Here is a 26,575-nt window from a genome sequence, read left to right as displayed (position 1 = left end):
GCCGGGATTTGTAACGCACCCTAGTCTAGCTGTAGCGATCACGTTGGATGATGATCTGGCAGTGCTAAGTCAAGGGAACTCATGAATCAAACGCGGACTCTCGGAACTCCACGGTTGCTGGGCATCGTCTGGCCATTTATCGCCGTTGTACTGTTCCAGGCCTTGCTGGGTGGTGTCAGTCTTTATGTGCTGTCGGCCGTCCGGGGCTATGTGGCTGGTGAAAGCTTGTGGTCCAAGGGCCAGAAAGACGCCATCTATTACCTCAATCTATACGCCGACAGTGGCGACGAGGCTATTTTTCACAAGTACCAGAACGCGATTGCCGTTCCCCAGGGCGGTCACGAGTTGCGTGTGGCGCTGGATCACGAACCTCCCGATATCGAAGCGGCCCGCAAGGCGATTCTCAAGGGCGGCAACCATCCGGACGACGTTTCCAGCCTGATCTGGCTGTATCTCAATTTCCGACATTTCAGCTACCTCGAAAAAGCCATCGATCTCTGGACCGTGGGTGACTCGTATCTGGTCAAGCTCGATGACGTTGCCCAGGACATGCACCGGCACATCACTGCCAGCCCGGCGTCCCGGGCGGATATCCAGCACTGGAAGGAGCAGGTATTCGCGATCAACGATGAGGTGACCCCTGCGGCGAAGGCCTTCAGCGATGCTTTGGGTGAGGGGTCGCGGGTCATCCTGCGCCTGCTGTTGGTGACCAACCTTGCCACCGCCCTGGGTTTGATCGCATTGGCCCTGATGCGTACCCATAAACTGCTCAAGCAGCGCCACGCCTTTGCCGACGCTTTGCAGCTGGAAAAAGACCGGGCGCAGATCACCCTGCAATCCATTGGTGACGGGGTGATCACCACCGATGTGTCGGGCGCGATTGCCTACATGAACCCGGCCGCCGAGGCGTTGACTCACTGGAAGGCGGAACAGGCGACCGGATTGCCGCTGGCGGCGCTGTTCAATCTGCTGGACGAAAACGCGCAGGCCGATGGTTTTACTCTGATCGAACGCATTTTGAGCGGTCATCTCAGCGGCGGCAGCGAACATTCCAAACTGATCCAGCGCCTGGACGGCAGCACGGTGTCGGTGACGCTGGTTGGTGCGCCGATCCGCAACGCCGGCAAGGTCAGCGGTACGGTACTCGTCCTGCACGACATGACTCAGGAACGGCAATACATCGCCAATCTCTCCTGGCAGGCGACTCATGACGCCCTGACGGGCCTGGCCAACCGGCGTGAATTCGAATATCGCCTGGAGCAGGCGCTACACAATCTGACACGTCAGTCGGGGCGTCACGCGTTGATGTTCCTCGACCTGGATCAATTCAAACTGGTCAACGATACCTGCGGCCATGCGGCAGGCGACGAGCTGTTGCGCCATATTTGCGCGCTGCTGCAGTCCGGTCTGCGCGAGGGCGACACCCTGGCCCGACTCGGTGGCGATGAATTCGGCATCCTGCTGGAGAATTGCGGGCCGGACGCGGCGGAGAAAATTGCCGAGGGGCTGCGTCAGACTGTGCAGAACCTGCACTTCGTATGGAAGGGGCGGCCATTTGTCACCACGGTGAGCATTGGTCTGGTGCATGTGGCGCACAATCCGGTCACTCTCGAAGCCTCGCTGCGAGCGGCCGACATGGCTTGCTACATGGCCAAGGAAAAAGGGCGTAACCGGGTTCAGGTCTATCACCCGGATGATTCGGAATTGTCCCTGCGCTTCGGCGAAATGGCCTGGGTGCAGCGCCTGCACATGGCGCTGGAAGAGGATCGATTCTGTCTTTACGCCCAGGAAATCGCGCCACTGGGCACCAGTGACGAGGGCGGGCATATCGAAATCCTGTTGCGCCTGCATGATGAAGCCGGCCGCATGATCCTTCCCGACAGTTTCATCCCCGCCGCCGAACGTTATGGCTTGATGACGTCCCTTGATCGTTGGGTGGTGCAGAACGTTTTCCGGATCATTGCCCAGTGCCGGGCCGAAAAGCGCAAGGGTCCGTTGGCGATGTGTGCGATCAATCTGTCAGGCACAACTATCGGAGATGAGGCGTTTCTGGACTTCCTTCGTGAACAGTTCGTTACGTATTCGATTCCGCCTGAAATGATTTGTTTTGAAATCACCGAAACCAGCGCAATTTCCAATCTTGGCAGCGCAATCAGATTTATCAATGAGCTCAAAGGGTTAGGTTGTCACTTTTCACTGGACGACTTTTGCGCCGGTATGTCTTCATTCGCTTATCTGAAACATTTGCCTGTAGACTTCTTGAAGATCGACGGGAGTTTCGTAAAGGATATGCTGGACGACCCGATTAACCGCGCCATGGTCGAGGTGATCAATCACATCGGTCATGTGATGGGTAAACGCACGATTGCAGAGTTTGTAGAGACACCCCAGATCGAGCAGGCATTGCTGGAGATCGGGGTGGATTACGCTCAGGGGTATGTCATAGAACGCCCGCAGTTGTTTACCTGCGACAGTTTGCAAAGTCGTCCTGCCAGGCCTCAGCCTTTGCTGTTCAAGGCGCCTGGCACGTTCCGTTGAAGTCTCTTGCCGGTCCAACAATCACAATCAAAAGGAGCTCGACAGTGATCGACACATTCATCCGAACCGGCCCACTCATGGAAGCTGCAAGTTATCCTGCCTGGGCCCAGCGCCTGATCCAGGATTGCAGCGAGAGCAAGCGCCGGGTTGTCGAACACGAACTGTATCAGCGCATGCGTGACAACAAACTCAGCGCAAAAACCATGCGTCAGTACCTGATCGGTGGCTGGCCGGTGGTTGAACAGTTCGCGTTGTACATGGCACAAAACCTCACTAAAACCCGTTTTGCCCGTCATCCGGGCGAAGACATGGCCCGTCGCTGGCTGATGCGCAACATTCGCGTCGAACTGAACCATGCGGACTATTGGGTCAACTGGAGTCGGGGCCACGGCGTCAGCCTGGAAGATCTGCAGGCGCAACAGGTGGCCCCGGAACTTCACGCGCTGAGCCACTGGTGCTGGCACACCAGCTCCGCGGATTCGCTGATCGTGGCCATTGCCGCCACCAACTACGCCATTGAAGGCGCGACCGGAGAATGGTCGGCGGTCGTCTGCTCCACAGGCGTTTATGCCGCGTCCTTCCCCGAGGAAGAGCGCAAGCGTGCGATGAAGTGGCTGAAGATGCATGCGCAATACGATGACGCCCACCCATGGGAAGCGCTGGAAATCATCTGCACGCTGGCGGGCATGAACCCGAGCAAAGCCTTGCAGATGGAATTGCGTCAGGCCGTGTGCAAGAGCTACGACTACATGTACCTGTTCCTGGAACGCTGCATGCAGTTGGAGCACACGGAAAAATCGCCGGTAGCCCGTGAGCGGCTGGAGCTGGCGGAAAGCTGATTTAGCGATACGCAATAAAGCGGTGGGAGCGGGCTTGCTCGCGAATGCGGTGTTTCAGTCAACGATGATGCTGATTGACACACTGCATTCGCGAGCAAGCCCGCTCCCACTTTTTGCTGTTGCTGAAGGTTCAGCCCGCCATCGTCAATCGGTTACGCCCCTCGCGCTTGGCGATGTACAGCGCATTGTCGGCGCGCCGCAACAGGCTCTCGGCCGACTCGCCTGGCAGCAGGGTCGAGCACCCAAGGCTGATGGTCAGTGCGATCGAACGACCCTCGGCGACGTAATTCTCTGCCTGTACTGCGAATCGCAGTCTCTCACCGACCATGGCCGCCGCTTCGCGTTGGGTGTTGGATAGCAGGACCAGAAACTCTTCGCCACCGTAGCGAAACACCATGTCCACATTGCGCAGCTGGCTTTTGATCGATGCGGCCACGGCCTTGAGCACTTCATCGCCGACGCTGTGACCATGGGTGTCATTGATCAATTTGAAGTGATCAATGTCGAGCATCAGTAATGACAGCGGTTGCAAGTGACGCCGCGCGACTTCGATTTCCCGTTCCAGCGTCTGGTCCATGGCAATGCGGTTGCCAGTGTCGGTCAGCGGATCACGCAGCGCTTTTTGGGTCGCGGCCCGGTACAGAAGCGTGTTGCGCATCGGGTAGAGCAGTGCAGCCAACAGTGACTCGAGGCTACCTTGATCTTGTTCGCTGAAGCGCTGACTGCGGCGAAACACCAGCTCACCCAGATGTTCGCCTTCATGGCTGAGGCTATAGCTGATCGAATGGCGGCCGCGTTGACCGAACTCCAGGCGCAGGTCGCTGCTCTTGTGCTCGTAGGTCAGGGCGTCGAGCGGCACGAGTCGCTGAACTTCACGGAAAAACAGGCCGAGAATACGTTGAGGTTCAAGACTGGTTTGCAGCTGCATGCTCAGTTGCTGGCGCAGCTGCGCAAGACTGACCGGTCTTTCCAGAGTCGGTTGCTGCTGACCAAAGCCCAGACGTTGCAATTTGGCGCTATCGAAGTCAATTGCGTTGGTCTGGGAGGGTGATTTCATATGGCGCGTGCTCTTGAGCGTTCAGGCGGTCTTACAAGCTGGGTGAGAGCGGCCTGGGGCTGCGCGTCATACTGGTCCGTCAGTCCCGTAGGACATTTCGTACAAGTCTAATCCGCTTTGTACAGGATTAGGGTGCGCAAGTGCCGCGACGGGAGGTCGGCGCGGCACAAAAGCGACGTACGGTATTACTGGGCGTTGAAAGCCTGGCCATTGATGCCTGTGCTGTCCGGACCCATCAGGTACAGATAGACCGGCATGATCTCTTCGGGCGTAGGGTTGTTCAGCGGGTTTTCCCCGGGGTACGCCTGGGCGCGCATGCTGGTGCGCGTGGCACCCGGGTTGATGCTGTTGGAGCGCACTGGCGCCACGGTGTCGACTTCGTCAGCCAGGGTTTGCATCAAGCCTTCGGTGGCGAACTTGGATACGCCGTATGCGCCCCAGTACGCGCGGCCCTTGCGGCCAACGCTGCTGGAGGTGAACACGACCGAGGCGTCCTGGGACAGCTTGAGCAGTGGCAGCAGGGTGCTGGTGAGCATGAACATGGCGTTGACGTTGACTTGCATCACCCGCATGAAGTTCTCGCCGGACAGTTGCTCGATCGGTGTGCGAGGACCAATGATTGAAGCATTGTGCAGCAGGCCGTCGAGGTGGCCGAATTCGCTTTCGATCATGGCGGCCAGTTCATCGTATTGATGGGGCAGGGCGGTTTCCAGATTAAACGGGATCACGGCGGGTTGCGGATGGCCGGCGGCTTCGATTTCGTCGTAGACCTGAGTCAGGTTGGCTTCGGTCTTGCCCAGCAGCAGCACGGTCGCACCGTGGGCGGCATAGGTTTTTGCGGCGGCGGCACCGATGCCACGACCGGCGCCGGTGACCAGAATGATGCGGCCCTGGAGCAAATCGGGGCGGGCGGAATAATCAAACATAAAGAACCTCAATCCATTTTAAAGTTGGAAAGGATCGCAGCCTTCGGCAGCTCCTACAGGAGACCGCGATCGATGTAGGAGCTGCCGAAGGCTGCGATCTTTTGACTTTAATCAGCAGCTACAGAGGGCGCTGTCTAGAACCTTGCGCAACTCCAGCGGATGATCGACCACCACATCCGCACCCCAATGCTGCGGATTATCATCCGGGTGGATGTAGCCGAAGGTCACGGCGGCGGTCTTGGTGCCGGCATCGCGTCCCGATTCGATATCGCGCAGGTCATCACCCACGAACAGCACGCTGGCAGGGTCCAGGTTGAGCATCTTGCAGGCGAGGATCAGCGGCTCCGGGTCCGGCTTGCTGTTTTTCACATGGTCCGGGCAGATCAGCAATGCCGAACGCTCGGCCAGGCCGAGTTGCTGCATGATCGGCTCGGCGAAACGCAGCGGTTTGTTGGTGACTACGCCCCAGATCAGATTGGCTTTCTCGATGTCCTCCAGCAACTCGCCCATGCCGTCGAACAGCTTGCTGTGGACTGCGCAACCCACTAGGTAGCGCTCGAGAAACTCCAGGCGCAGCTCCTCGAAACCCGGTGATTCCGGATCCATGGCGAAGGTCACGGCGACCATCGCTTTGGCGCCGCCGGAGATTTCATCGCGGATGTGCTTGTCATTCATCGGCGGCAAGCCGCGGTCGGCACGCATCGCCTGACAGATCGCAATGAAGTCCGGCGCGGTGTCGAGCAGAGTGCCGTCCATGTCGAAAAGAACTGCTCTGATTCGCATCGGCTTACTCCTCGCGCAAGGTCTGGATCATGTAGTTGACGTCCACATCGGCCGCCAGTTTGTAGTGCTTGGTCAGCGGGTTGTAGGTCAGGCCGATGATGTCCTTGACGGTCAAGCCAGCCATGCGGCTCCAGGCACCGAGCTCGGAAGGGCGGATGAATTTCTTGAAATCATGGGTGCCGCGAGGCAGCAGCTTCATGATGTATTCGGCGCCGACGATGGCGAACAGATACGCCTTCGGGTTGCGGTTGATGGTGGAGAAGAACACCTGGCCACCGGGTTTGACCATGCGGAAGCAGGCGCGAATTACCGAGGATGGATCGGGAACGTGCTCAAGCATTTCCAGGCAGGTGACCACATCGAATTGCTCCGGCATTTCTTCGGCCAGGGCTTCGGCGGTGATCTGTCGGTATTCGACATTCACCCCGGACTCCAATTGATGCAGTTGTGCGACGGCCAGCGGCGCTTCGCCCATGTCGATACCCATCACGGTGGCGCCACGCTGGGCCATGGCTTCGCTGAGGATGCCGCCGCCGCAACCGACGTCGAGGACTTTTTTGCCCGCCAGATTGACGCGCTCGTCAATCCAGTTGACCCGCAGTGGATTGATATCGTGCAGCGGTTTGAATTCGCTCTCCCGATCCCACCAGCGATGGGCCAGGGCTTCGAATTTGGCGATTTCGGAGTAGTCGACGTTGCTCATGGTGTAGTCCTCGAAAAACTTGAAAAATCCTGATGCTCCCGGTGTCTGGTCCGGGATGCTTACGATTCGGTGTGGCCGCTGATGCGCTGGCCCCAGCTCTTGGCAGTGGTGCTCAGCTGTTCTTCATCCAGTCGCGTCAGGCGACGATCGTCGAGCAGTTGCTTGCCCGCGACCCAAACGTGTTTCACGCAATCCCGGCCGGTGGCGTAAATAAGCTGCGAAACCGGATCGTAGACCGGTTGCTGGGCCAGGCCGGAGAGATCGAACGCCACGATATCGGCGGCTTTGCCGATTTCCAGCGAGCCGACTTCGGCTTCAATCCCCAGGGCGCGGGCGCCGTTGAGGGTGGCCATGCGCAGGGCTCGGTGGGCGTCCAGCGCGGTAGCCGAACCTGCGACGGCCTTCGCCAGCAGGGCGGCGGTCCGGGTTTCGCCGAGCAGGTCCAGATCATTGTTGCTGGCGGCGCCATCGGTGCCCACTGCAACATTGACCCCGGCTTGCCACAAACGCTCCACCGGGCAGAAACCGCTGGCCAGCTTCAGGTTCGACTCCGGGCAGTGGATGACACTGGTGTTGCTTTCTACCAGCAGCGTGAGGTCTTCATCGCTGATCTGGGTCATGTGAACCGCCTGGAAGCGCGGCCCCAGCAGGCCCAGGCGAGCCAGGCGGGCCAGCGGACGTTCGCCACGCTGATCCACTGCCTGCTGCACTTCGAAAGCGGTTTCATGCACGTGCATGTGGATCGAAGCATCCAGCTCTTCGGCGATCACCCGGATTTTTTCCAGGTTTTCGTCACCCACGGTGTAGGGTGCATGGGGGCCGAAGGTGATTTTGATGCGCTCGTGGTGCTTGAGATCGCCAAACAGTTCCACGCCCTGACGAATGGCTTCGTCCGCGGTACTGGCGCCGGGAATGGGGAAATCGAGGATCGGGATCGCGATTTGCGCGCGAATGCCGCTGTTGTGCACGCGCTCGCTGGCAACCTTCGGGAAGAAATACATGTCAGAGAAACAGGTGATGCCACCTTTGATCTGTTCGGCGATGGCCAGATCCGTGCCGTCACGTACAAAATCTTCATTGACCCACTTGGCCTCGGCCGGCCAGATGTGGTTTTCCAGCCAGGTCATCAGGGGCAGATCGTCGGCCAGGCCGCGAAACAGAGTCATCGCCGCGTGCCCATGGGCATTGATCAGGCCGGGACTGAGCAGCACGTCCGGCAGTTCGCGGGTTTCGCCAGGGTTGAGCTTCAGCGCGGCGGAACGCGGGCCGATGAAGACGATGCGACCGTCGCGGATGCCCAGGCCATGATCCTTGAGGACAACGCCGGCAGGTTCGACGGGTACCAGCCAGGTCGGCAGCAATAACAGGTCGAGCGCAGCGGCAGTGTTCGGCATCGAGGGTCGGTTCCAGTGCTTTTGTAAAGGATGGCGAAGTATACCCGAGCGTCTTCGCGGGGGGATCGCTATAATCGGCGGCTTTTGTTCATGAGTGCGGGGTGTGGGATGCGCGATCGACTGTTGGCTGCGGAGAAGGTGAAGGCCATCGATTGGCGGGATGGCGCCCTGCATCTGCTGGATCAGCGTATTTTGCCGTTCGAGGAAACCTGGATTGCCTACACCAGCGCGGCTGGCGTGGCCGAGGCCATTCGCTCGATGGTGGTGCGCGGCGCGCCGGCCATTGGTATCAGTGCGGCCTATGGCATTGTGCTCGCGGCCCGCGCTCGGATTGCCGAGGGTGGCGACTGGTATGCGGCGCTGGAGGAGGATTTCGCGCTGCTTGCCGACTCCCGTCCCACCGCAGTCAATCTGTTCTGGGCTCTGGGTCGCATGCACGATCGGCTCGATCGCTTGAAAGAGAATGCCGATCCACTGGCAGCGCTGGAGGCTGAGGCCATCGCCATTCATGAAAGTGATCGCGAAGCCAACCTCACAATGGCGCAGTTGGGTGTGGATTTGATTCGCAAGCACCAGGGCAATGCCCAGGCGATCCTGACCCACTGCAATACCGGCGCACTGGCCACGGGTGGTTTCGGTACGGCGCTGGGGGTGATTCGCGGGGCATTCATTGAAGGCATGATCGAGCGCGTGTATGCCGACGAAACCCGTCCGTGGCTGCAGGGCTCGCGGCTGACGGCCTGGGAGTTGGCGAACGAAGGGATTCCGGTGACGCTCAATGCCGACTCCGCTGCCGCACACATCATGAGAACCAAGGGTATTACCTGGGTGATCGTGGGGGCGGACCGAATCACCGCCAATGGCGACGTGGCGAACAAGATCGGCACCTATCAACTGGCGGTCAATGCAATGCACCACGGCGTGCGTTTCATGGTGGTTGCACCGAGTTCGACCATTGACATGAATCTGGCCAGCGGCGATGACATCCCGATCGAAGAGCGCGATGGTCGCGAGTTGCTGGAGGTCGGCGGCAAGCGGGTCGGTGCAGACGTTGATGCGTTCAATCCGGTGTTCGACGTGACGCCAGCGGATTTGATCGATGCCATCGTGACGGAAAAAGGCGTCGTCGAGCGTCCTGATGCAGCGAAAATGGCGCAGCTGATGTGCCGCAAGCGTCTGCATTGACGGGTTTTCGCGTCTGAAAAATCGCTTTCGCGAGTAGGCTCGCTCCCACAGTTGATGGATGTATGGCTGTGCTGTTGGTTCGCCAAATATTCACTGTGGGAGCGAACCTGCTCGCGAAGATGCCCTGAATGCAGTAAATCACCCCGAATCTGGCCCCTGTTCTTCTTTCAATCTGGCTCTAAGCCCCTCTGATCCCCCTCAGGCCTGTCATCGGTCAACTAACTATGCTCCATGCGCATCTGGGGGATAGGTGCGTGGCGGCTCTTGTGATAACATCCGGCGGTTTCCAGGGTTGCCCGGCGTGGCGACCTTTACTGCGCAGATCCATGGCATAACTCGTTGATTTGTCGTAAGTCGGTGCATGGCACTCAGCCTGCAACGGCGAGCTTCGTTCTTCCCATATGGATGTGACGGAGTTTCACCAGAAAAAGGAATCAGGCTTCTCATGGGCGAACTGGCCAAAGAAATCCTCCCGGTCAATATCGAAGACGAGCTGAAGCAGTCCTACCTCGACTACGCGATGAGCGTAATTGTCGGTCGGGCACTGCCGGATGCGCGCGATGGCTTGAAGCCCGTGCACCGGCGTGTGCTGTTCGCGATGAGCGAGCTGGGTAACGACTTCAACAAGCCGTACAAGAAATCTGCCCGTGTTGTCGGTGACGTGATCGGTAAGTATCACCCGCACGGTGATACCGCGGTGTATGACACCATCGTTCGGATGGCGCAGCCGTTCTCGCTGCGCTACCTGCTGGTAGACGGTCAGGGCAACTTCGGTTCGGTGGACGGCGACAACGCCGCGGCCATGCGATACACCGAAGTGCGCATGACCAAGCTGGCGCACGAGCTGCTGGCTGACCTGCACAAGGAAACCGTGGACTGGGTGCCGAACTACGACGGCACCGAATTGATCCCCGCGGTCATGCCAACCCGTATTCCCAACCTGTTGGTCAACGGCTCCAGCGGTATCGCCGTGGGCATGGCGACCAACATCCCGCCGCACAACCTCGGTGAAGTCATCGACGGTTGCCTGGCGCTCATCGACAACCCCGAGCTCACTGTCGACGAGCTGATGCAATACATCCCCGGTCCGGACTTCCCGACTGCAGCGATCATCAACGGTCGCGCCGGCATCATCGAAGCCTATCGCACCGGTCGCGGCCGCATTTACATGCGCGCACGCTCGATCATCGAAGACATCGACAAGGTCGGTGGCCGCCAGCAGATCGTCATCACCGAACTCCCTTACCAGCTGAACAAGGCACGTCTGATCGAGAAGATCGCCGAGCTGGTAAAAGAGAAGAAACTCGAAGGCATCACCGAGCTGCGCGACGAGTCCGACAAGGACGGTATGCGCGTAGTAATCGAACTGCGTCGTGGCGAAGTGCCTGAGGTCATTCTCAATAACCTCTACGCCCAGACCCAGTTGCAGAGCGTATTCGGCATCAACATCGTTGCGCTGATCGATGGCCGTCCGCGGATCCTCAATCTCAAGGACCTGCTGGAAGCCTTCGTTCGTCACCGCCGCGAAGTGGTGACCCGCCGTACCGTGTTCGAACTGCGCAAGGCGCGCGAGCGCGGGCACATTCTGGAAGGCCAGGCAGTTGCCCTGTCGAACATCGACCCGGTCATCGCCCTTATCAAGGCGTCGCCAACCCCGTCGGAAGCCAAGGAAGCGCTGGTCAGCACCCCTTGGGAATCCTCGGCGGTGGTCGCGATGGTCGAGCGGGCCGGTGCCGATTCGTGCCGTCCGGAAAACCTCGATCCGCAATACGGTCTGCGTGACGGCAAGTACTTCCTGTCGCCAGAGCAGGCTCAAGCCATTCTTGAGCTGCGCCTGCACCGCCTGACCGGACTGGAGCACGAGAAGCTGCTGGCTGAGTACCAGGAAATTCTCAACCAGATCGGCGAACTGATCCGCATCCTCAACAGCGCCACGCGTCTGATGGAAGTGATCCGCGAAGAGCTGGAAGTGATTCGCGCGGAATACGGCGATGTGCGTCGCACCGAGATCCTCGATGCCCGTCTCGACCTGACCCTGGGCGACATGATTCCGGAAGAGGATCGCGTCGTGACCATTTCCCACGGTGGCTATGCCAAGACCCAGCCATTGGCTGCGTACCAGGCTCAGCGTCGTGGCGGTAAAGGCAAGTCGGCCACTGGCGTCAAGGATGAGGACTACATTGCGCATCTGCTGGTCGCCAACAGCCATACCACGCTGCTGCTGTTCTCCAGCAAGGGCAAGGTGTACTGGCTGAAGACCTACGAAATTCCTGAAGCGTCCCGCGCTGCCCGCGGCCGTCCGCTGGTCAACCTGCTGCCGCTGGATGATGGTGAATACATCACCACCATGCTGCCGGTCGAGGAATACACCGAGGGTCACTTCATCTTCATGGCGACCGCCAACGGCACCGTGAAGAAGACCCCACTGGAATCCTTCAGTCGTCAGCGCAGCGTCGGTCTGATCGCGCTGGAACTGGACGAAGGCGATGTGCTGATTTCCGCGGCCATCACCGATGGCGAACGCGAAGTCATGCTGTTCTCCGATGGCGGCAAGGTCACTCGCTTCAAGGAATCCGACGTTCGCGCCATGGGCCGTACCGCTCGTGGTGTTCGCGGCATGCGTCTACCGGAAGGCCAGAAGCTGATTTCCATGCTGATCCCGGAAGAAGGCAGCCAGATCCTTACCGCTTCCGAGCGTGGTTACGGCAAGCGTACGGCAATCACCGAGTTCCCAGAGTACAAGCGCGGCGGTCAGGGCGTTATCGCCATGGTCAGCAACGAGCGTAATGGCCGGTTGGTCGGCGCGGTCCAGGTGCTTGACGGCGAGGAGATCATGCTGATTTCCGACCAGGGCACTCTGGTACGTACTCGTGTCGACGAAGTTTCCAGCCTGGGTCGTAACACCCAGGGCGTGACGCTGATCAAGCTTGCCAAGGATGAAACCCTGGTTGGCCTTGAGCGGGTACAGGAGCCGTCGGAAGTCGAGGGTGAAGAGCTCGAAGGTGAAGGTTTTGAAGGTGAAGAGGGTGCAGGGTTTGCCGGTGAGGTCGTGATTGACGACGTTGCCGAAGACCAGCAACTCGACGCCGCAGCTGACGAAGAGCCACAAGAGTAAGTGGACAGGAGGGGGCGGATGAAAATTCGCCCCCTTGTTGTTTGTCCGTAAGGAAATGAATGCCCCTGTAGGAGCGAGCATGCTCGCGATGGACGTTGATGATGACGCAGGTTTTCTGATTAAACGCGGCGCCTTCAAGTCCATCGCGAGCATGCTCGCTCCTACAGTGGTTGATTGAATGCAGATACCACCGAATCAGAGCGAGATTGGATGTGAGCAAGAGAGCCTATAACTTCTGCGCCGGTCCTGCGGCGCTTCCCGAAGCTGTCCTGCAGCGCGCCCAGAGTGAACTCCTTGATTGGCACGGCAAGGGCCTGTCGGTCATGGAAATGAGCCATCGCAGCGATGAGTTCGTGTCCATCGCCACCAAGGCCGAGCAAGATCTGCGTGATCTGCTGAATATCCCCTCGAACTACAAAGTCCTGTTCCTGCAAGGTGGCGCCAGTCAGCAGTTCGCCCAGATTCCGCTCAACCTGCTGCCGGAAAATGGCTCGGCCGACTATATCGACACCGGTATCTGGTCGCAGAAGGCTATCGAAGAGGCTTCGCGCTACGGCCACGTCAATGTCGCCGCGACCGCCAAGCCTTACGACTATTTCGCCATTCCCGGCCAGAACGAGTGGAAGCTGTCCAAGGACGCGGCCTACGTTCACTACGCGCCGAACGAAACCATTGGCGGCCTGGAGTTCCAGTGGGTCCCGGAAACCGGCGATGTACCGCTGGTGGCCGACATGTCTTCCGACATTCTCTCCCGTCCGATTGACGTCTCGCGTTTTGGCATGATCTACGCCGGAGCCCAGAAAAACATTGGTCCGAGCGGCATCGTCGTGAACATCGTTCGTGAAGACCTGCTCGGCAAGGCGCGTTCCCTGTGCCCGACCATGCTCAACTACAAGGTCGCGGCCGATAACGGCTCCATGTACAACACCCCGCCAACGCTGGCCTGGTACCTGTCCGGCCTGGTGTTCGAGTGGCTCAAGGAGCAGGGCGGCGTTGAAGCTATCGCCAGGTTGAACGACGTGAAACAGCGCACGCTGTACGAGTTCATCGACGCCAGCGGCCTCTATAGCAACCCGATCAACAAGTCGGATCGCTCGTGGATGAACGTGCCGTTCCGTCTGGCGGACGACCGTCTGGACAAGCCGTTCCTGGCTGGCGCCGACGAGCGTGGCCTGCTGAACCTCAAGGGGCACCGTTCCGTGGGCGGTATGCGCGCCTCCATCTATAACGCCGTCGACATCAACGCGGTCAACGCGCTGGTGGCGTACATGGCAGAGTTCGAGAAGGAACACGGCTAATGTCTGAGCAAGAACTCAAGGCACTGCGCCTGCGCATTGATGCCCTGGACGAGAAAGTCCTGGAGCTGATCAGTGAGCGTGCGCGCTGCGCCCAGGAAGTCGCGCGAGTAAAGATGGCCTCGCTGGCCGAAGGCGAAGTGCCGGTGTTCTATCGTCCCGAGCGTGAAGCTCAGGTGCTCAAGCGTGTCATGGAGCGCAACCAGGGGCCGCTGGGCAACGAAGAAATGGCGCGGCTGTTCCGCGAAATCATGTCTTCGTGCCTGGCGCTCGAGCAGCCGCTGAAAGTGGCCTATCTCGGCCCTGAGGGTACCTTTACCCAGGCTGCGGCAATGAAACACTTTGGTCACGCCGTGATCAGCAAGCCAATGGCAGCGATCGATGAAGTGTTCCGTGAAGTGGCGGCCGGTGCGGTGAACTTCGGCGTGGTCCCGGTGGAAAACTCCACCGAAGGCGCGGTCAACCACACCCTCGACAGTTTCCTGGAACACGACATGGTGATCTGTGGCGAAGTCGAGCTGCGTATTCACCACCACCTGCTGGTCGGTGAAAACACCAAGACCGACAGCATCAGTCGCATCTATTCCCATGCCCAGTCCCTGGCCCAGTGCCGCAAATGGCTGGACGCCCATTACCCGAATGTCGAGCGCGTGGCGGTGTCCAGCAACGCCGAAGCGGCCAAGCGGGTCAAGGGTGAGTGGAACTCGGCGGCGATCGCCGGCGACATGGCGGCCGGTTTGTACGGGTTGACCCGACTGGCCGAGAAAATCGAGGACCGTCCGGACAACTCCACACGGTTCCTCATGATCGGCAATCAGGAAGTGCCGCCGACCGGCGACGACAAGACTTCGATCATCGTCTCGATGAGCAACAAGCCAGGTGCGCTCCACGAGTTGCTGGTGCCGTTCCACGATAACGGCATCGACTTGACGCGAATCGAGACCCGTCCGTCGCGCAGCGGTAAATGGACCTACGTGTTCTTCATCGATTTTGTCGGCCACCACCGCGATCCGCTGGTAAAAGGTGTGCTGGAAAAAATCAGTCAGGAAGCAGTAGCACTCAAAGTGCTGGGTTCCTACCCGAAAGCAGTTCTCTAAGGGGCGGTAGCAAATGAGTGGCAATTTCCTCGCTCTGGCACAGCCGGGCGTGCAACAACTTTCGCCTTACGTTCCGGGAAAACCTGTGGACGAACTGGCTCGTGAGCTGGATCTCGATCCTGCCAGCATCGTCAAACTGGCGAGCAACGAAAACCCATTGGGCGCCAGTCCCAAGGCGCTGGCGGCTATCCGTGACGCGCTGGCCGAGCTGACCCGTTATCCCGATGGCAACGGCTTCGCGCTCAAGTCTCTGTTGGCCGAACAGTGCCGCGTCGAGATTGATCAAGTGACCTTGGGCAATGGCTCCAACGACATCCTCGAACTGGTTGCGCGCGCTTATCTTGCCCCGGGCCTGAATGCGGTATTCAGCGAGCATGCGTTTGCGGTCTATCCGATTGCGACCCAGGCGGTTGGCGCTCAGGCCAAGGTTGTTCCTGCCAAGGATTGGGGGCATGACCTTCCAGCCATGCTGGCGGCCATTGACGCTAACACCCGTGTAGTCTTCATCGCCAACCCGAACAACCCGACCGGGACCTGGTTTGACGCTGAGGCACTTGACGAATTCTTGCAGGACGTACCGGAACACGTTCTGGTTGTGCTGGACGAGGCCTATATCGAGTACGCCGAAGGCAGCGACCTGCCAGACGGTCTCGACTTCCTCGCGGCCTACCCGAACCTGCTGGTTTCGCGCACGTTCTCCAAGGCCTATGGCCTGGCGTCGTTACGCGTTGGATACGGTCTGTCCACCGCGGTGGTCGCCGATGTGCTGAACCGCGTACGTCAGCCGTTCAACGTCAACAGCCTCGCCCTGACCGCAGCTTGTGCGGCGTTGAAAGACGAAGAGTACCTGGCTGAAAGTCGTCGCCTGAACGAAGCTGGCATGCTGCAACTGGAAGCAGGTTTCCGCGAGCTCGGCTTGAGCTGGATTCCATCCAAGGGCAATTTCATCTGTGTCGATATCGGGCGCGAAGCCGCTTCGATCTTCCAGGGCTTGCTGCGCGAAGGCGTGATCGTGCGCCCGGTGGCCAACTATGGCATGCCGAATCACTTGCGTATCACCATTGGGTTGCCTGCGGAAAACAGCCGCTTCCTCGAGGCGCTGACCAAGGTCCTGGCTCGTGGTTGATGTCACTGCACTGCAATCTGCTGAACCTATGATCGGTCGCCTGGTGGTGGTCGGTCTGGGGTTGATCGGCGGTTCGTTTGCCAAGGGTTTGCGTGAAAGCGGCTTGTGTCGTGAAGTGGTCGGTGTCGATCTCGACCCGCAGTCGCGCAAGCTGGCGGTTGAATTGGGTGTGGTGGATCGCTGCGAAGACGATCTGGTAGCCGCTTGCCAGGGGGCAGACGTCATTCAGTTGGCCGTGCCTATCCTCGCCATGGAAAAAGTGCTTGCTCGACTGGCAGGCATGGATCTGGGCGGTGCGATCCTGACGGATGTAGGCAGCGCCAAGGGCAATGTCGTGCGTGCCGCTACCGAAGCTTTTGGTGGCATGCCGTCGCGTTTCGTGCCGGGGCATCCGATTGCCGGTTCCGAGCAGAGTGGGGTGGAAGCCTCCAATGCCGAGCTGTTCCGTCGCCATAAAGTGATTCTGACGCCTTTGGAGCAGACCGATCCGGCAGCGCTGGCGGTTATCGATCGCTTGTGGCGCGAATTGGGCGCCGATGTCGAGCACATGCAGGTCGAGCGTCACGATGAAGTGTTGGCGGCGACCAGTCATCTGCCGCACTTGCTGGCGTTCGGTTTGGTCGACTCGTTGGCCAAGCGCAATGAAAACCTTGAGATCTTCCGTTACGCTGCGGGCGGTTTCCGCGATTTCACGAGAATCGCCGGAAGCGACCCGGTCATGTGGCACGACATCTTCCTCGCCAACCGCGAAGCTGTCCTGCGCACACTCGATACATTTCGCACCGACCTCGACGCCTTGCGCGACGCGGTCGATGCAGGGGATGGGCACCAATTGTTGGGCGTTTTCACTCGCGCCCGGGTTGCCCGCGAGCATTTCAGTAAAATCCTGGCCCGCAGGGCCTATGTGGACGCTATGAATTCCAACGATCTGATTTTCCTGGCTCAACCTGGTGGCCGCCTGTCCGGTCGGATTCGCGTACCGGGTGACAAATCGATTTCCCACCGTTCGATCATGCTCGGCTCCCTGGCTGAAGGCGTTACCGAAGTGGAAGGTTTCCTTGAGGGCGAAGACGCTCTGGCAACGCTTCAGGCTTTCCGGGACATGGGTGTCGTGATCGAGGGTCCGCACCACGGTCGGGTGACCATTCACGGCGTCGGCCTGCATGGCCTGAAGCCTGCACCGGGTCCGATCTATCTGGGTAACTCCGGCACTTCGATGCGCCTGCTATCCGGCTTGCTGGCCGCGCAGAACTTCGATAGCACCTTGACCGGTGACGCTTCGCTGTCCAAGCGTCCTATGAATCGCGTGGCCAATCCGCTACGTGAAATGGGTGCCGTGATCGAGACTGCCGCGGATGGCCGTCCACCGATGACCATTCGCGGTGGCAACAAGCTCAAAGGCCTGACCTACACCATGCCAATGGCCAGTGCTCAGGTTAAGTCCTGCCTGCTGTTGGCGGGTCTGTATGCCGATGGCAAGACTACCGTAACCGAGCCTGCGCCGACCCGTGACCATACCGAGCGTATGCTGCGCGGTTTCGGTTACCCGGTGACCGTCAATGGCGCTACCGCATCGGTCGAGTCCGGCAACAAGCTGACCGCAACCCACATCGAAGTACCTGGCGATATCTCCTCGTCGGCGTTCTTCCTGGTGGCGGCGTCGATCGCCGAGGGTTCGGAGCTGGTTCTCGAGCACGTCGGCATCAACCCGACCCGTACCGGGGTGATCGATATCCTGCGTCTGATGGGCGCTGATATCACTCTGGAAAACCAGCGTGAAGTGGGCGGTGAGCCGGTGGCCGATCTGCGCGTACGCGCGGCTAAACTCAAAGGTATCGAGATTCCCGAAGAGCTGGTTCCGCTGGCTATCGATGAATTCCCGGTACTGTTCGTCGCCGCCGCCTGCGCTGAAGGTCGTACCGTGCTGCGGGGCGCCGAAGAGCTGCGAGTCAAGGAATCGGACCGTATTCAGGTCATGGCTGATGGCCTGCTGGCGCTGGGCGTCAAGTGCGAGCCGACTCCAGACGGGATCATCATCGACGGCGGCCAGATTGGTGGTGGCGAAGTGCACGGTCACGGCGATCACCGGATCTCCATGGCGTTCAGCGTTGCCTCGCTGCGTGCCAGTGCGCCGATCCGCATCCATGATTGTGCCAACGTCGCGACGTCCTTCCCCAACTTCCTCGCGCTGTGCGCGCAGGTTGGCATCCGCGTTGCCCAAGAGGCTCAGTCGTGAAAAACATTGCACCGGTCATCACCATCGATGGGCCGAGTGGCTCCGGCAAGGGCACAATCGCCGGGATCCTGGCCAAGCGCCTGGGCTGGAATTTGCTGGATTCCGGTGCGCTTTACCGCTTGCTGGCGTTCGCCGCGCATAACCATGGCGTCGATCTGACCAACGAAGAGCTGCTGAAAAAACTAGCCGCTCATCTGGATGTGCAATTCATCGCGGCGACCGAAGGTCAGTTGCAACGCATCATTCTGGAAGGTGACGAAGTCAGCGACGTGATCCGTACGGAAGGCGTCGGTGCCGGCGCCTCCCAGGTGGCTGCGTTGCCCGCCGTGCGCGAGGCGCTGCTCCAACGCCAGCGTGCATTTCAGGAAGCGCCCGGCCTGGTGGCTGATGGTCGGGACATGGGAACCGTCGTTTTTCCGGATGCGCCGCTGAAGATTTTTCTCACGGCCAGTGCCGAGGAGCGTGCCCGCCGTCGATACTTGCAGTTGAAGGGCAAAGTCGATGGTGTTAGTCTGTCGAGTCTGCTAGATGAGATACGTGCACGCGATGAGCGTGACACCCAGCGAGCGGTAGCCCCGCTCAAGCCGGCGGCTGACGCCATACAGCTGGATTCCACGGAATTATCCATCGATCAGGTGCTGGAACGCATCATGAGCGAGATCGCCAATCGCGATATCGCCGGGTGACCAAGGAGGCCGCGGGGGACCAGTCATAGTCCTGCGGCGCTTCTTTTAAATGAAACTAACCCACATCGTCTGGGATGTGGAGATGGGCGTATTCTTCGCCCTTATCAACAGGAATTAAAATGAGCGAAAGCTTTGCGGAACTCTTTGAAGAAAGCCTAAAGACCCTGAACCTTCAGGCAGGCTCCATCATCACCGGTGTTATCGTTGATATCGATTACCAAGCTCGCTGGGTAACCGTTCACGCTGGCCTGAAGTCTGAAGCACTCATCCCGCTTGAGCAGTTCTACACCGACGCTGGCGAACTGAACATCAACGTTGGTGACGAAGTTCACGTTGCTCTGGACTCGGTTGAAGATGGCTTTGGTGAAACCAAGCTGTCCCGTGAAAAAGCCAAGCGCGCTGAATGCTGGATTGTTCTGGAAGCAGCCTTCGCAGCCGAAGAAGTGGTCAAGGGCGTTATCAACGGTAAGGTTAAAGGCGGCTTCACTGTCGACGTTAACGGCATCCGTGCGTTCCTGCCAGGTTCTCTGGTTGACGTCCGTCCAGTGCGCGATACCACGCACCTGGAAGGCAAAGAGCTGGAATTCAAGGTCATCAAACTCGACCAGAAGCGCAACAACGTTGTCGTTTCCCGTCGCAGCGTCCTCGAAGCCGAGAACTCCGCCGAGCGTGAAGCTCTGCTGGAATCCCTGCAGGAAGGCCAGCAAGTCAAAGGTATCGTCAAGAACCTCACCGATTACGGCGCATTCGTCGATCTGGGTGGCGTCGATGGCCTGCTGCACATTACCGACATGGCTTGGAAGCGCATCAAGCATCCTTCCGAAATCGTCAACGTTGGCGACGAGATCGATGTCAAGGTTCTGAAATACGATCGCGAGCGCAACCGTGTTTCCCTGGGCCTGAAGCAACTGGGCGAAGATCCATGGGTTGCTATCAAAGCCCGTTACCCAGAAAGCACTCGCGTTACCGCTCGTGTAACCAACCTGACCGACTACGGCTGCTTCGCTGAGCTGGAAGAAGGCGTTGAAGGTCTGGTGCACGTTTCCGAAATGGACTGGACCAACAAGAACATCCACCCTTCGAAAGTCGTACAAGTCGGCGACGAAGTGGAAGTTATGGTTCTGGACATCGACGAAGAGCGTCGTCGCATCTCCCTGGGCATCAAGCAGTGCAAGTCGAACCCATGGGAAGACTTCTCTGGCCAGTTCAACAAGGGTGACAAGATCTCTGGCACCATCAAGTCGATCACCGATTTCGGTATCTTCATTGGTCTGGACGGCGGCATCGACGGTCTGGTTCACCTGTCCGATATCTCTTGGAACGAAGTCGGCGAAGAAGCCGTACGTCGCTTCAAGAAGGGCGACGAGCTGGACACCGTTATCCTGTCGGTTGATCCAGAGCGCGAGCGCATCTCCCTGGGTATCAAGCAACTGGAAAGCGATCCGTTCTCCGAGTACGTTCAAGAGAACGACAAAGGCGCCATCGTTAAAGGCATCGTGAAGGAAGTTGACGCTAAAGGCGCCATCATCACTCTGGCCGACGATATCGAAGCGACTCTGAAAGCCTCCGAAATCAGCCGTGACCGCGTTGAAGACGCACGTAACGTCCTGAAAGAAGGCGAAGAAGTAGAAGCCAAGATCATCAGCGTTGACCGCAAGAGCCGTGTAATCCAGCTCTCGATCAAGTCGAAAGACGTTGAAGACGAGAAAGAAGCCATCCAGAGCCTGCGCGACAAGCCAGTAGCTTCGGATGCTCCAGTAGCCACCACCCTTGGTGACCTGCTGCGTGCTGCACAAGCGGAAAAACAGAACTAAGTTCTGAGTTTCTGTAAAAAAGGGCGACTTCGGTCGCCCTTTTTTGTGCCTGAAATTTGACCCGCTCTCCTGTAGCGGCTGCCGAAGGCTGTGATATTTTCCGGATGGCTTTAGGCTTGAGTCGAACAAAGAAACCATCGCCCCCAAAAGACTGTCTCTTTCTTTAGCAGGATCAATCGTTTAAATGCAGCTAGTCTTGGTCTGACGCGAACGACGCTCAGGCAGCTACCTGCATAAGGAAGTGAATGAACAAGCTCATTGTCGCAATAGCACTGCTGACACTGGCGGGTTGCACCACAAATGCCAAGACGCATGTGGTGCGCGGGGTTAGTGGAATTGAAATCGATTGTTCAGGATTGGGTTCCGGTTGGGAGAAGTGCCGCAAGCGAGCGGACAGGGAGTGCAAGGCCTCGGGGTACAAGGTTGTGGCAAGGTCTGATGATGTGAAGGAAGAGGATGAGTTCCCTTTTGGATTCAATCCGGCAGGCTACCTGACGCGCGCCATGCTGGTTATCTGCAGGTGAAAGCGCAAGGGGTGAGAGAAGTGTGTCGATTCCCTGAAGCCGGGCGTTACGTGGTGTGCAGAAGGATGTCAAAACTCGTGCTTTTCAAATCTATTCGGGCGTGCTAAAACCGTCTAAGCGATTTTCCTAGCTGCTTGAAAAAGAAGGGAAAAATATGACGAAGTCGGAGTTGATCGAACGAATTGTCACCCATCAAGGGCTGCTCTCATCCAAGGATGTGGAGCTGGCCATCAAGACCATGCTTGAGCAAATGTCCCAATGTCTGGCCACTGGTGATCGCATCGAGATCCGTGGTTTCGGCAGTTTCTCCCTGCACTACCGCGCGCCGCGGGTAGGTCGCAATCCAAAAACCGGTCAATCCGTCAGTCTCGACGGCAAATTCGTTCCACATTTCAAGCCAGGTAAAGAACTGCGCGATCGTGTGAATGAAGAAGAGGAGGAGGGGCTTTGACCGTCGTCGCCATTCAAGGAGCTGCTGATGCGTAACCTCAAGCGTGTATTGCTCGCGGTGTTCATCCTGTTGCTCGTATTGGCGATCCTGGCGTTCGTTCTCGAGAATCAGCAATCGGTTACATTACTGTTCCTTGGCTGGGTGGGGCCGGAACTGTCGGTGTCGTTGGCTATGGTTATTGCATTGCTCATCGGTATGGTGATCGGGCCGATCGTTGGCTGGTTTTTGCGGCGTGCATCCAGGTCCTCTCATAAGCGCCTTGTCTGATTGAAATAGATGTCGCTGTTTGTTCGTCCGATTATTGTTTCAGCATGACCGCAAGTGCTGTATAGCTGCGGCATATGGCGCACAGCTTTGTAAAAAGCAAAAACTGCTGGACCCGAGTTCTAGCTGCCTGCAGCCTTTCCTTTTGAGTTCTAAGGCTCAACGTCAAAGTAGGGTGGTATGTTTGTAAATTTACCAAGGGTTGCAGTTTTGTTGGCTGCTTACAACGGTATGCAGTGGATCGAAGAGCAGGTTGACTCGATTCTCGCCCAGTCAGGGGTTGATGTTACTGTATACATCAGTATTGATCCTTCCGTCGATGGCACTGAAGCTTGGTCTGAGGCGCTCGCATCTAGAGTTTCAAGTGTGATTGTGCTGCCCTTTGCGGGAAGGTTTGGTGGCGCCTCGCGAAATTTTTTTCGACTGATACGTGATGTTGACTTCGACGATTTCGATTTTGTTGCTTTTGCAGATCAAGATGATATCTGGCACTCGGATAAGCTTCAGCGTGCTATATCTCAGCTTGAGCAACAGAAGGCTGATGCTTACTCCAGCAATGTCACTGCTTTTTGGGAAAATGGTAAAACCCATTTACTAGTTAAGTCTCAGCCTCAAGTCGCATGGGATTTCCTATTCGAAGCGGCCGGCCCTGGTTGTACTTACGTTTTTAGTAGAGGGATGGCGGACTCGCTTAAAGCTTTGATGCTCAGCAACTGGAAGGCCTTGCAGGGTGTGAGTCTGCATGATTGGTTTTTCTACGCGTATGCACGTAGTCATGGGTATCGCTGGTACATCGATCCAGTGCCCTCCATGGATTATCGTCAGCATGAACGTAATCAAGTGGGGGCCAATACAGGGCTGCGATCTCTGGTTTCTCGATACAGAACAATCCATAACGGTTGGTGGTTCAGGCAAGTACAGTTAATTGTCCAGTTATTGAAACAGGACAATGATCCATTTGTAAAAAGCTGGATATCGCTGAACCGTTCGCAGTTGTTCAGGCTTTCTTTGAGTGCGTGGCATTGTCGGCGCCGGATACGCGATAAATTACTATTCTTTTTTGTCTGTTGGACTAGGATGCTGATTGGGAATAAAGCGTGATGATTTTATTAAAGCGTAAAATGGGACTGTTGCGCTTTTGATGTAGAAGTTTCGTCGGTTGCAAGTGTCGGTGTTGACTAAAGTTGACTCGGATTGGAAGTGTTTACTTTCGCATTGCTAATGTGGGTAAGCTTACTGGACTTATCCCTTGGATGCTGCGGTACACTGGTATACGGGTGGTTTTGTGATCTCTGACATGCGTTTGCCCCTCCATCAGGGGCGAGTAAGGTCGTCGATGAGCGGGCAATGTGCCGCGATCGCTCGCGCCCAGAGGGCGCCCCGATGAATGGCTCCCCCGGGGTGCAGTGCAGCCTCCTTAAAGGATGGCTGGTCCGCTGGCAGTGCCAGCACTGGCTGTCGTCGCTTTTTTGAGGATGCGTTGCAACAATTGTTGTACGATGTAGAATGTAGAGTGATATAGCAAAAGTAAATATTGGTTGGTTTTCTTACAAGTGATAGCGCCTTTTTAGGGGCGACAGTTCTTGCATAGAGGGTTTTTGTGACAGTTTCCAACCAGTGCTTCGCTGCAGATAATGCCGACCAGGTAGCTGGCGAGAGCGTTGCGAGTGTCGCGATCCTTATGTGCACTTACAGCGGTGCAACATTTCTTGCGCAACAACTTGCCTCATTTGAGCAGCAAACACATCGCAATTGGTCGCTTTATGTTTCCGATGATGGTTCCCAGGATGGGACATTGGAGATTTTGCAAGCATTTGGAGCCAAATTGGGTTCTGAGCGCGTTCAGGTTAAAAAGGGACCTCAACGGGGCTTCGTTGCCAATTTCCTGTCTCTGGCCTGCCAGGCGGACATAGATGCGGATTTCTTTGCCTGGTCTGACCAGGACGATATTTGGAAAGATGAAAAACTCCAAAAGGCGCTTGCCTGGGTACAGACAATACCATCGCACATTCCTGCGCTCTACTGCGGTCGTACCGAACTGATTGGCGAGACAGGCGTTTCGTATGGGTACTCTCCAAAGTTCTGCCTCCCTCCGCATTTCTCCAATGCACTGGTTCAAAATATTGGTGGTGGTAACACCATGGTGTTTAATCGGGCAGCGCGCTCACTATTGCTTGAAGCCGGCGATCGCGTGAAGGTCCCGTGTCACGATTGGTGGGCATATCTGCTTGTTTCCGGGGCGGGAGGGGTGGTTCATTACGATCCGGAACCCATGGTGTTGTATCGCCAGCACGACGAAAACCTGATTGGTGGTAACGCTGGTTGGTCTGCACGACTTAAGCGTTTGTCAATGGTTTTTCAAGGCCAATTTTGCGAGTGGAATGATCAGATCATTTCTGCGCTGGAAGCGATGTTCCACCGCCTCAGTCCTGAGAATCAGGCTACTCTTACCCAGTTCAAAGCTGCACGCAGTCAGAAACTCTTTTTAAGGATCTTAGGTTTTCAGCGGGCTGGGATATACCGGCAGACCTTGCTTGGAAACCTGGGACTTATTCTCGTAGCTCTACTGAAAAAGATCTAAAATTATGACCATCTTAGTCACCGGCGGCGCCGGGTTTATCGGGGCAAACTTTGTACTGGACTGGCTGGCGCAGTCGGATGAGCAGGTAATTAACCTGGACAAACTGACCTATGCCGGCAATCTGGAAAGTCTGGCCAGCCTGGACGGAGATGTGCGGCATGTGTTTGTGCAGGGTGATATCGGTGATAGCGCATTGGTAACGCAGTTGTTGAGTGATTACCGGCCCCGTGCGATTCTCAATTTCGCTGCCGAATCCCATGTCGACCGCTCCATTCATGGCCCAGAAGACTTCATTGAAACCAATATCGTCGGTACCTTCCGGCTTTTGGAGGCAGTGCGAGCCTATTGGGGCGGGCTCAACACGGATGCCAAACAGTCATTCCGTTTTCTGCATGTCTCCACTGACGAAGTTTACGGATCGCTGGCTAAAGATGATCCTGCGTTCACTGAAACCCATCAGTACGAGCCGAATAGCCCCTATTCGGCAAGCAAGGCTGCCAGTGATCATTTGGTTCGTGCCTACCACCATACGTACGGTTTGCCTGTACTTACCACCAACTGTTCAAACAACTACGGGCCATACCATTTCCCGGAAAAGCTTATACCGTTGATGATCGTCAACGCGCTGGCCGGTAAATCTTTACCTGTGTATGGCGACGGTCAACAAATTCGCGATTGGCTCTACGTTAAAGACCATTGCAGCGCTATCCGTCGTGTGCTCGAAGCCGGTGTGGTGGGGGAAACCTATAACGTTGGTGGATGGAACGAGAAGCCCAATCTTGAAATCGTGCACACCGTTTGCGGGCTGTTGGATGAGTTGCGCCCGCGTGCAGATGGCCAGCCGTATCACCAACAGATCGCTTACGTTACCGATCGCCCGGGTCATGATCGCCGTTACGCAATTGACGCTCGGAAATTGGAGCGGGAATTGGGTTGGAAGCCAGCGGAAACGTTCGAGACAGGCATCCGGAAAACAGTTGAGTGGTATCTGGACAACCAGGTCTGGGTAGGTAATGTCACCAGCGGCGCTTACCGAGATTGGGTAAGTAGGCAGTACAAATGAGAAAAATTCTGCTTTTCGGAAGCAACGGGCAAGTAGGGTGGGAATTACAACGCTCACTGCCCTTGCTTGGAAATTTGACGGTTTGTGACCGTAGTAAAGTTGACCTGTCTGATTTAGACGCCGTGTCGGCTTTTCTGCGGCAGGAACGTCCCGATATTATTGTCAATGCGGCCGCATACAATGCGGTCGATTTGGCAGAGTCTTTCGAAGACGACGCGCAGAAAATTAATTGTTATCTGGTCAAAATGCTTGCTGAGTACGCAGCGGATAATAATGCCTGGGTCGTACATTATTCCACCGATTATGTTTTTGATGGAGAGTCTGCACTCCCATACTCAGAGGTAGACGCTCCTAATCCATTGAATGCATATGGGAGATCCAAGGCGCAGGGCGAGCATGCTCTCGTTTCAAGTGGTTGTAATCATCTTTTGCTGAGAACAAGTTGGGTCTACTCCGCCAGAGGACGAAATTTTGTAAAAACGATATTGCGTCTTGCAGCGACGAAGACCGATCTTTCAGTAGTAGATGACCAAACTGGCGCGCCAACAAGTGCTTCACTTGTTGCGGATGTCACTGCACTTTGTCTTTACCGAATTCTGAATGATGAAAATTCGAATGGACTGAGTGGAACGTATCACGTGGTCGCATCGGGTTATGCAAGCTGGTATGAGTACGCTCGTTATTTGGTATCTGAAGCGGCGGATTTAGGGATTAGTTTGAGTTGTACAGAGCACGATATACGTGCGGTGAGCAGTTCTGAGTACCCTACTAAAGCAACTAGACCAAAAAATTCGAGACTTGATAATAGTAAAGTTCAAAATGCGTTCAATATAAGTATTCCTGATTGGAAAATTCATATGAAGAGAACGCTTTCTGATATAGCTAGGCAGGGATGATT

22 protein-coding genes are annotated in these 26,575 nt (G+C 57.1%); 17 read left to right on the top strand and 5 right to left on the bottom strand.

The window, feature by feature from the left end; genetic code table 11:
- Positions 1-81 precede the first annotated feature (81 nt).
- On the top strand, positions 82-2,538 hold the full coding sequence (locus tag ABTV29_RS23080) for an EAL domain-containing protein (RefSeq protein WP_433766954.1): 2,457 nt from the start codon (positions 82-84) through the stop codon (positions 2,536-2,538).
- Between the two features lie 77 nt (positions 2,539-2,615).
- Positions 2,616-3,377 carry a TenA family transcriptional regulator gene (locus ABTV29_RS23075; RefSeq protein WP_433771985.1) on the top strand — a complete coding sequence of 254 codons (762 nt, stop codon included), beginning with the start codon at positions 2,616-2,618 and terminating at the stop codon, positions 3,375-3,377.
- 130 nt (positions 3,378-3,507) lie between these two features.
- Here the strand turns inward: ABTV29_RS23075 and ABTV29_RS23070 are convergent, their stop codons facing one another.
- From ABTV29_RS23070 to ABTV29_RS23050, 5 genes are all read right to left on the bottom strand, one after another.
- Complete coding sequence (locus tag ABTV29_RS23070; protein ID WP_433766953.1) at positions 3,508-4,434, bottom strand: GGDEF domain-containing protein; 927 nt, start codon at positions 4,432-4,434, stop codon at positions 3,508-3,510.
- 185 nt (positions 4,435-4,619) lie between these two features.
- Entirely contained in the window at positions 4,620-5,360 is a 741-nt protein-coding gene (locus tag ABTV29_RS23065) for a YciK family oxidoreductase (RefSeq protein WP_433766952.1), read from the bottom strand.
- Between the two features lie 111 nt (positions 5,361-5,471).
- Positions 5,472-6,143, bottom strand: a complete 672-nt coding sequence (gene mupP / locus ABTV29_RS23060; RefSeq protein WP_433766951.1) for an N-acetylmuramic acid 6-phosphate phosphatase MupP — start codon at positions 6,141-6,143, stop codon at positions 5,472-5,474.
- A 4-nt stretch (positions 6,144-6,147) separates the two neighbouring features.
- Positions 6,148-6,846 carry a bifunctional 2-polyprenyl-6-hydroxyphenol methylase/3-demethylubiquinol 3-O-methyltransferase UbiG gene (gene ubiG, locus ABTV29_RS23055; RefSeq protein ID WP_110967058.1) on the bottom strand — a complete coding sequence of 233 codons (699 nt, stop codon included), beginning with the start codon at positions 6,844-6,846 and terminating at the stop codon, positions 6,148-6,150.
- Positions 6,847-6,905: 59 nt separating this feature from the next.
- Entirely contained in the window at positions 6,906-8,240 is a 1,335-nt protein-coding gene (locus ABTV29_RS23050) for a TRZ/ATZ family hydrolase (RefSeq protein WP_433766950.1), read from the bottom strand.
- A gap of 108 nt (positions 8,241-8,348) precedes the next feature.
- On the opposite strand from ABTV29_RS23050, the gene mtnA reads away from it, so the two are divergent.
- The 15 genes from mtnA to rfbD all read left to right on the top strand — a co-directional run bounded on the left by mtnA (position 8,349) and on the right by rfbD (position 26,573).
- Positions 8,349-9,425: an S-methyl-5-thioribose-1-phosphate isomerase gene (mtnA, locus tag ABTV29_RS23045; protein ID WP_433766949.1), complete on the top strand. Its 1,077-nt coding sequence runs from the start codon at positions 8,349-8,351 to the stop codon at positions 9,423-9,425.
- Positions 9,426-9,870: 445 nt separating this feature from the next.
- Positions 9,871-12,540, top strand: a complete 2,670-nt coding sequence (gyrA, locus tag ABTV29_RS23040) for a DNA gyrase subunit A (protein WP_433766948.1) — start codon at positions 9,871-9,873, stop codon at positions 12,538-12,540.
- Positions 12,541-12,752: 212 nt separating this feature from the next.
- A complete protein-coding gene (gene serC / locus ABTV29_RS23035) occupies positions 12,753-13,838 on the top strand; it encodes a 3-phosphoserine/phosphohydroxythreonine transaminase (RefSeq protein ID WP_433766947.1) in 1,086 nt (361 codons plus the stop codon).
- Positions 13,838-14,932, top strand: coding sequence for a prephenate dehydratase (gene pheA, locus ABTV29_RS23030; RefSeq protein ID WP_007939916.1), 1,095 nt, complete (start codon positions 13,838-13,840; stop codon positions 14,930-14,932). Before serC ends, pheA begins: the two co-directional genes overlap by 1 nt.
- Positions 14,933-14,945: 13 nt before the next feature.
- Positions 14,946-16,058: a histidinol-phosphate transaminase gene (hisC, locus tag ABTV29_RS23025; RefSeq protein WP_433766946.1), complete on the top strand. Its 1,113-nt coding sequence runs from the start codon at positions 14,946-14,948 to the stop codon at positions 16,056-16,058.
- A gap of 28 nt (positions 16,059-16,086) precedes the next feature.
- Positions 16,087-18,294, top strand: coding sequence for a bifunctional prephenate dehydrogenase/3-phosphoshikimate 1-carboxyvinyltransferase (locus ABTV29_RS23020; protein WP_433771984.1), 2,208 nt, complete (start codon positions 16,087-16,089; stop codon positions 18,292-18,294).
- Positions 18,291-18,980, top strand: coding sequence for a (d)CMP kinase (cmk, locus tag ABTV29_RS23015; RefSeq protein WP_433766945.1), 690 nt, complete (start codon positions 18,291-18,293; stop codon positions 18,978-18,980). Before ABTV29_RS23020 ends, cmk begins: the two co-directional genes overlap by 4 nt.
- Positions 18,981-19,099: 119 nt before the next feature.
- Positions 19,100-20,794 carry a 30S ribosomal protein S1 gene (gene rpsA / locus ABTV29_RS23010; protein WP_224536686.1) on the top strand — a complete coding sequence of 565 codons (1,695 nt, stop codon included), beginning with the start codon at positions 19,100-19,102 and terminating at the stop codon, positions 20,792-20,794.
- A gap of 245 nt (positions 20,795-21,039) precedes the next feature.
- Positions 21,040-21,318, top strand: a complete 279-nt coding sequence (locus ABTV29_RS23005) for a hypothetical protein (protein WP_433766944.1) — start codon at positions 21,040-21,042, stop codon at positions 21,316-21,318.
- A 154-nt stretch (positions 21,319-21,472) separates the two neighbouring features.
- Positions 21,473-21,769 carry an integration host factor subunit beta gene (ihfB, locus tag ABTV29_RS23000; RefSeq protein WP_007899751.1) on the top strand — a complete coding sequence of 99 codons (297 nt, stop codon included), beginning with the start codon at positions 21,473-21,475 and terminating at the stop codon, positions 21,767-21,769.
- Between the two features lie 27 nt (positions 21,770-21,796).
- A complete protein-coding gene (locus tag ABTV29_RS22995; protein WP_433766943.1) occupies positions 21,797-22,036 on the top strand; it encodes a LapA family protein in 240 nt (79 codons plus the stop codon).
- Between the two features lie 177 nt (positions 22,037-22,213).
- Entirely contained in the window at positions 22,214-23,134 is a 921-nt protein-coding gene (locus ABTV29_RS22990) for a glycosyltransferase (RefSeq protein WP_433766942.1), read from the top strand.
- A 499-nt stretch (positions 23,135-23,633) separates the two neighbouring features.
- The gene (locus tag ABTV29_RS22985; RefSeq protein WP_433766941.1) at positions 23,634-24,614 is read left to right on the top strand and encodes a glycosyltransferase family 2 protein; all 981 of its coding nucleotides are present in this window, start codon (positions 23,634-23,636) and stop codon (positions 24,612-24,614) included.
- A 4-nt stretch (positions 24,615-24,618) separates the two neighbouring features.
- Entirely contained in the window at positions 24,619-25,677 is a 1,059-nt protein-coding gene (gene rfbB, locus ABTV29_RS22980) for a dTDP-glucose 4,6-dehydratase (protein WP_433766940.1), read from the top strand.
- Positions 25,674-26,573 carry a dTDP-4-dehydrorhamnose reductase gene (rfbD, locus tag ABTV29_RS22975; RefSeq protein WP_433766939.1) on the top strand — a complete coding sequence of 300 codons (900 nt, stop codon included), beginning with the start codon at positions 25,674-25,676 and terminating at the stop codon, positions 26,571-26,573. The genes rfbB and rfbD overlap by 4 nt, the downstream gene beginning before the upstream one ends.
- Positions 26,574-26,575: the final 2 nt, after the last annotated feature.

This window comes from Pseudomonas putida, from assembly GCF_050989985.1.
Taxonomy (GTDB): Bacteria; Pseudomonadota; Gammaproteobacteria; order Pseudomonadales; family Pseudomonadaceae; genus Aquipseudomonas; species Aquipseudomonas putida_AI.
The sequence above is the reverse complement of the archived record's forward strand: the minus strand, read 5'-3'. Positions and strand labels throughout refer to the sequence as shown.

What these genes read in the sequence shown, in the direction of transcription:
- ABTV29_RS23075 (WP_433771985.1), top strand. Translation starts at nt 2,616, where the DNA reads ATGGAAGCTGCAAGTTATCCTGCCTGGGCCCAGCGCCTGATCCAGGAT.
- gyrA (WP_433766948.1), top strand. Translation starts at nt 9,871, where the DNA reads ATGGGCGAACTGGCCAAAGAAATCCTCCCGGTCAATATCGAAGACGAG.
- hisC (WP_433766946.1), top strand. Translation starts at nt 14,946, where the DNA reads ATGAGTGGCAATTTCCTCGCTCTGGCACAGCCGGGCGTGCAACAACTT.
- ubiG (WP_110967058.1), bottom strand. Translation starts at nt 6,846, where the DNA reads ATGAGCAACGTCGACTACTCCGAAATCGCCAAATTCGAAGCCCTGGCC.
- ihfB (WP_007899751.1), top strand. Translation starts at nt 21,473, where the DNA reads ATGACGAAGTCGGAGTTGATCGAACGAATTGTCACCCATCAAGGGCTG.
- ABTV29_RS22995 (WP_433766943.1), top strand. Translation starts at nt 21,797, where the DNA reads ATGCGTAACCTCAAGCGTGTATTGCTCGCGGTGTTCATCCTGTTGCTC.
- pheA (WP_007939916.1), top strand. Translation starts at nt 13,838, where the DNA reads ATGTCTGAGCAAGAACTCAAGGCACTGCGCCTGCGCATTGATGCCCTG.
- rfbB (WP_433766940.1), top strand. Translation starts at nt 24,619, where the DNA reads ATGACCATCTTAGTCACCGGCGGCGCCGGGTTTATCGGGGCAAACTTT.
- mupP (WP_433766951.1), bottom strand. Translation starts at nt 6,143, where the DNA reads ATGCGAATCAGAGCAGTTCTTTTCGACATGGACGGCACTCTGCTCGAC.
- ABTV29_RS23020 (WP_433771984.1), top strand. Translation starts at nt 16,087, where the DNA reads ATGATCGGTCGCCTGGTGGTGGTCGGTCTGGGGTTGATCGGCGGTTCG.
- rpsA (WP_224536686.1), top strand. Translation starts at nt 19,100, where the DNA reads ATGAGCGAAAGCTTTGCGGAACTCTTTGAAGAAAGCCTAAAGACCCTG.
- mtnA (WP_433766949.1), top strand. Translation starts at nt 8,349, where the DNA reads ATGCGCGATCGACTGTTGGCTGCGGAGAAGGTGAAGGCCATCGATTGG.
- ABTV29_RS22990 (WP_433766942.1), top strand. Translation starts at nt 22,214, where the DNA reads ATGTTTGTAAATTTACCAAGGGTTGCAGTTTTGTTGGCTGCTTACAAC.
- ABTV29_RS23005 (WP_433766944.1), top strand. Translation starts at nt 21,040, where the DNA reads ATGAACAAGCTCATTGTCGCAATAGCACTGCTGACACTGGCGGGTTGC.
- ABTV29_RS23050 (WP_433766950.1), bottom strand. Translation starts at nt 8,240, where the DNA reads ATGCCGAACACTGCCGCTGCGCTCGACCTGTTATTGCTGCCGACCTGG.
- ABTV29_RS23065 (WP_433766952.1), bottom strand. Translation starts at nt 5,360, where the DNA reads ATGTTTGATTATTCCGCCCGCCCCGATTTGCTCCAGGGCCGCATCATT.
- ABTV29_RS23070 (WP_433766953.1), bottom strand. Translation starts at nt 4,434, where the DNA reads ATGAAATCACCCTCCCAGACCAACGCAATTGACTTCGATAGCGCCAAA.
- ABTV29_RS23080 (WP_433766954.1), top strand. Translation starts at nt 82, where the DNA reads ATGAATCAAACGCGGACTCTCGGAACTCCACGGTTGCTGGGCATCGTC.
- rfbD (WP_433766939.1), top strand. Translation starts at nt 25,674, where the DNA reads ATGAGAAAAATTCTGCTTTTCGGAAGCAACGGGCAAGTAGGGTGGGAA.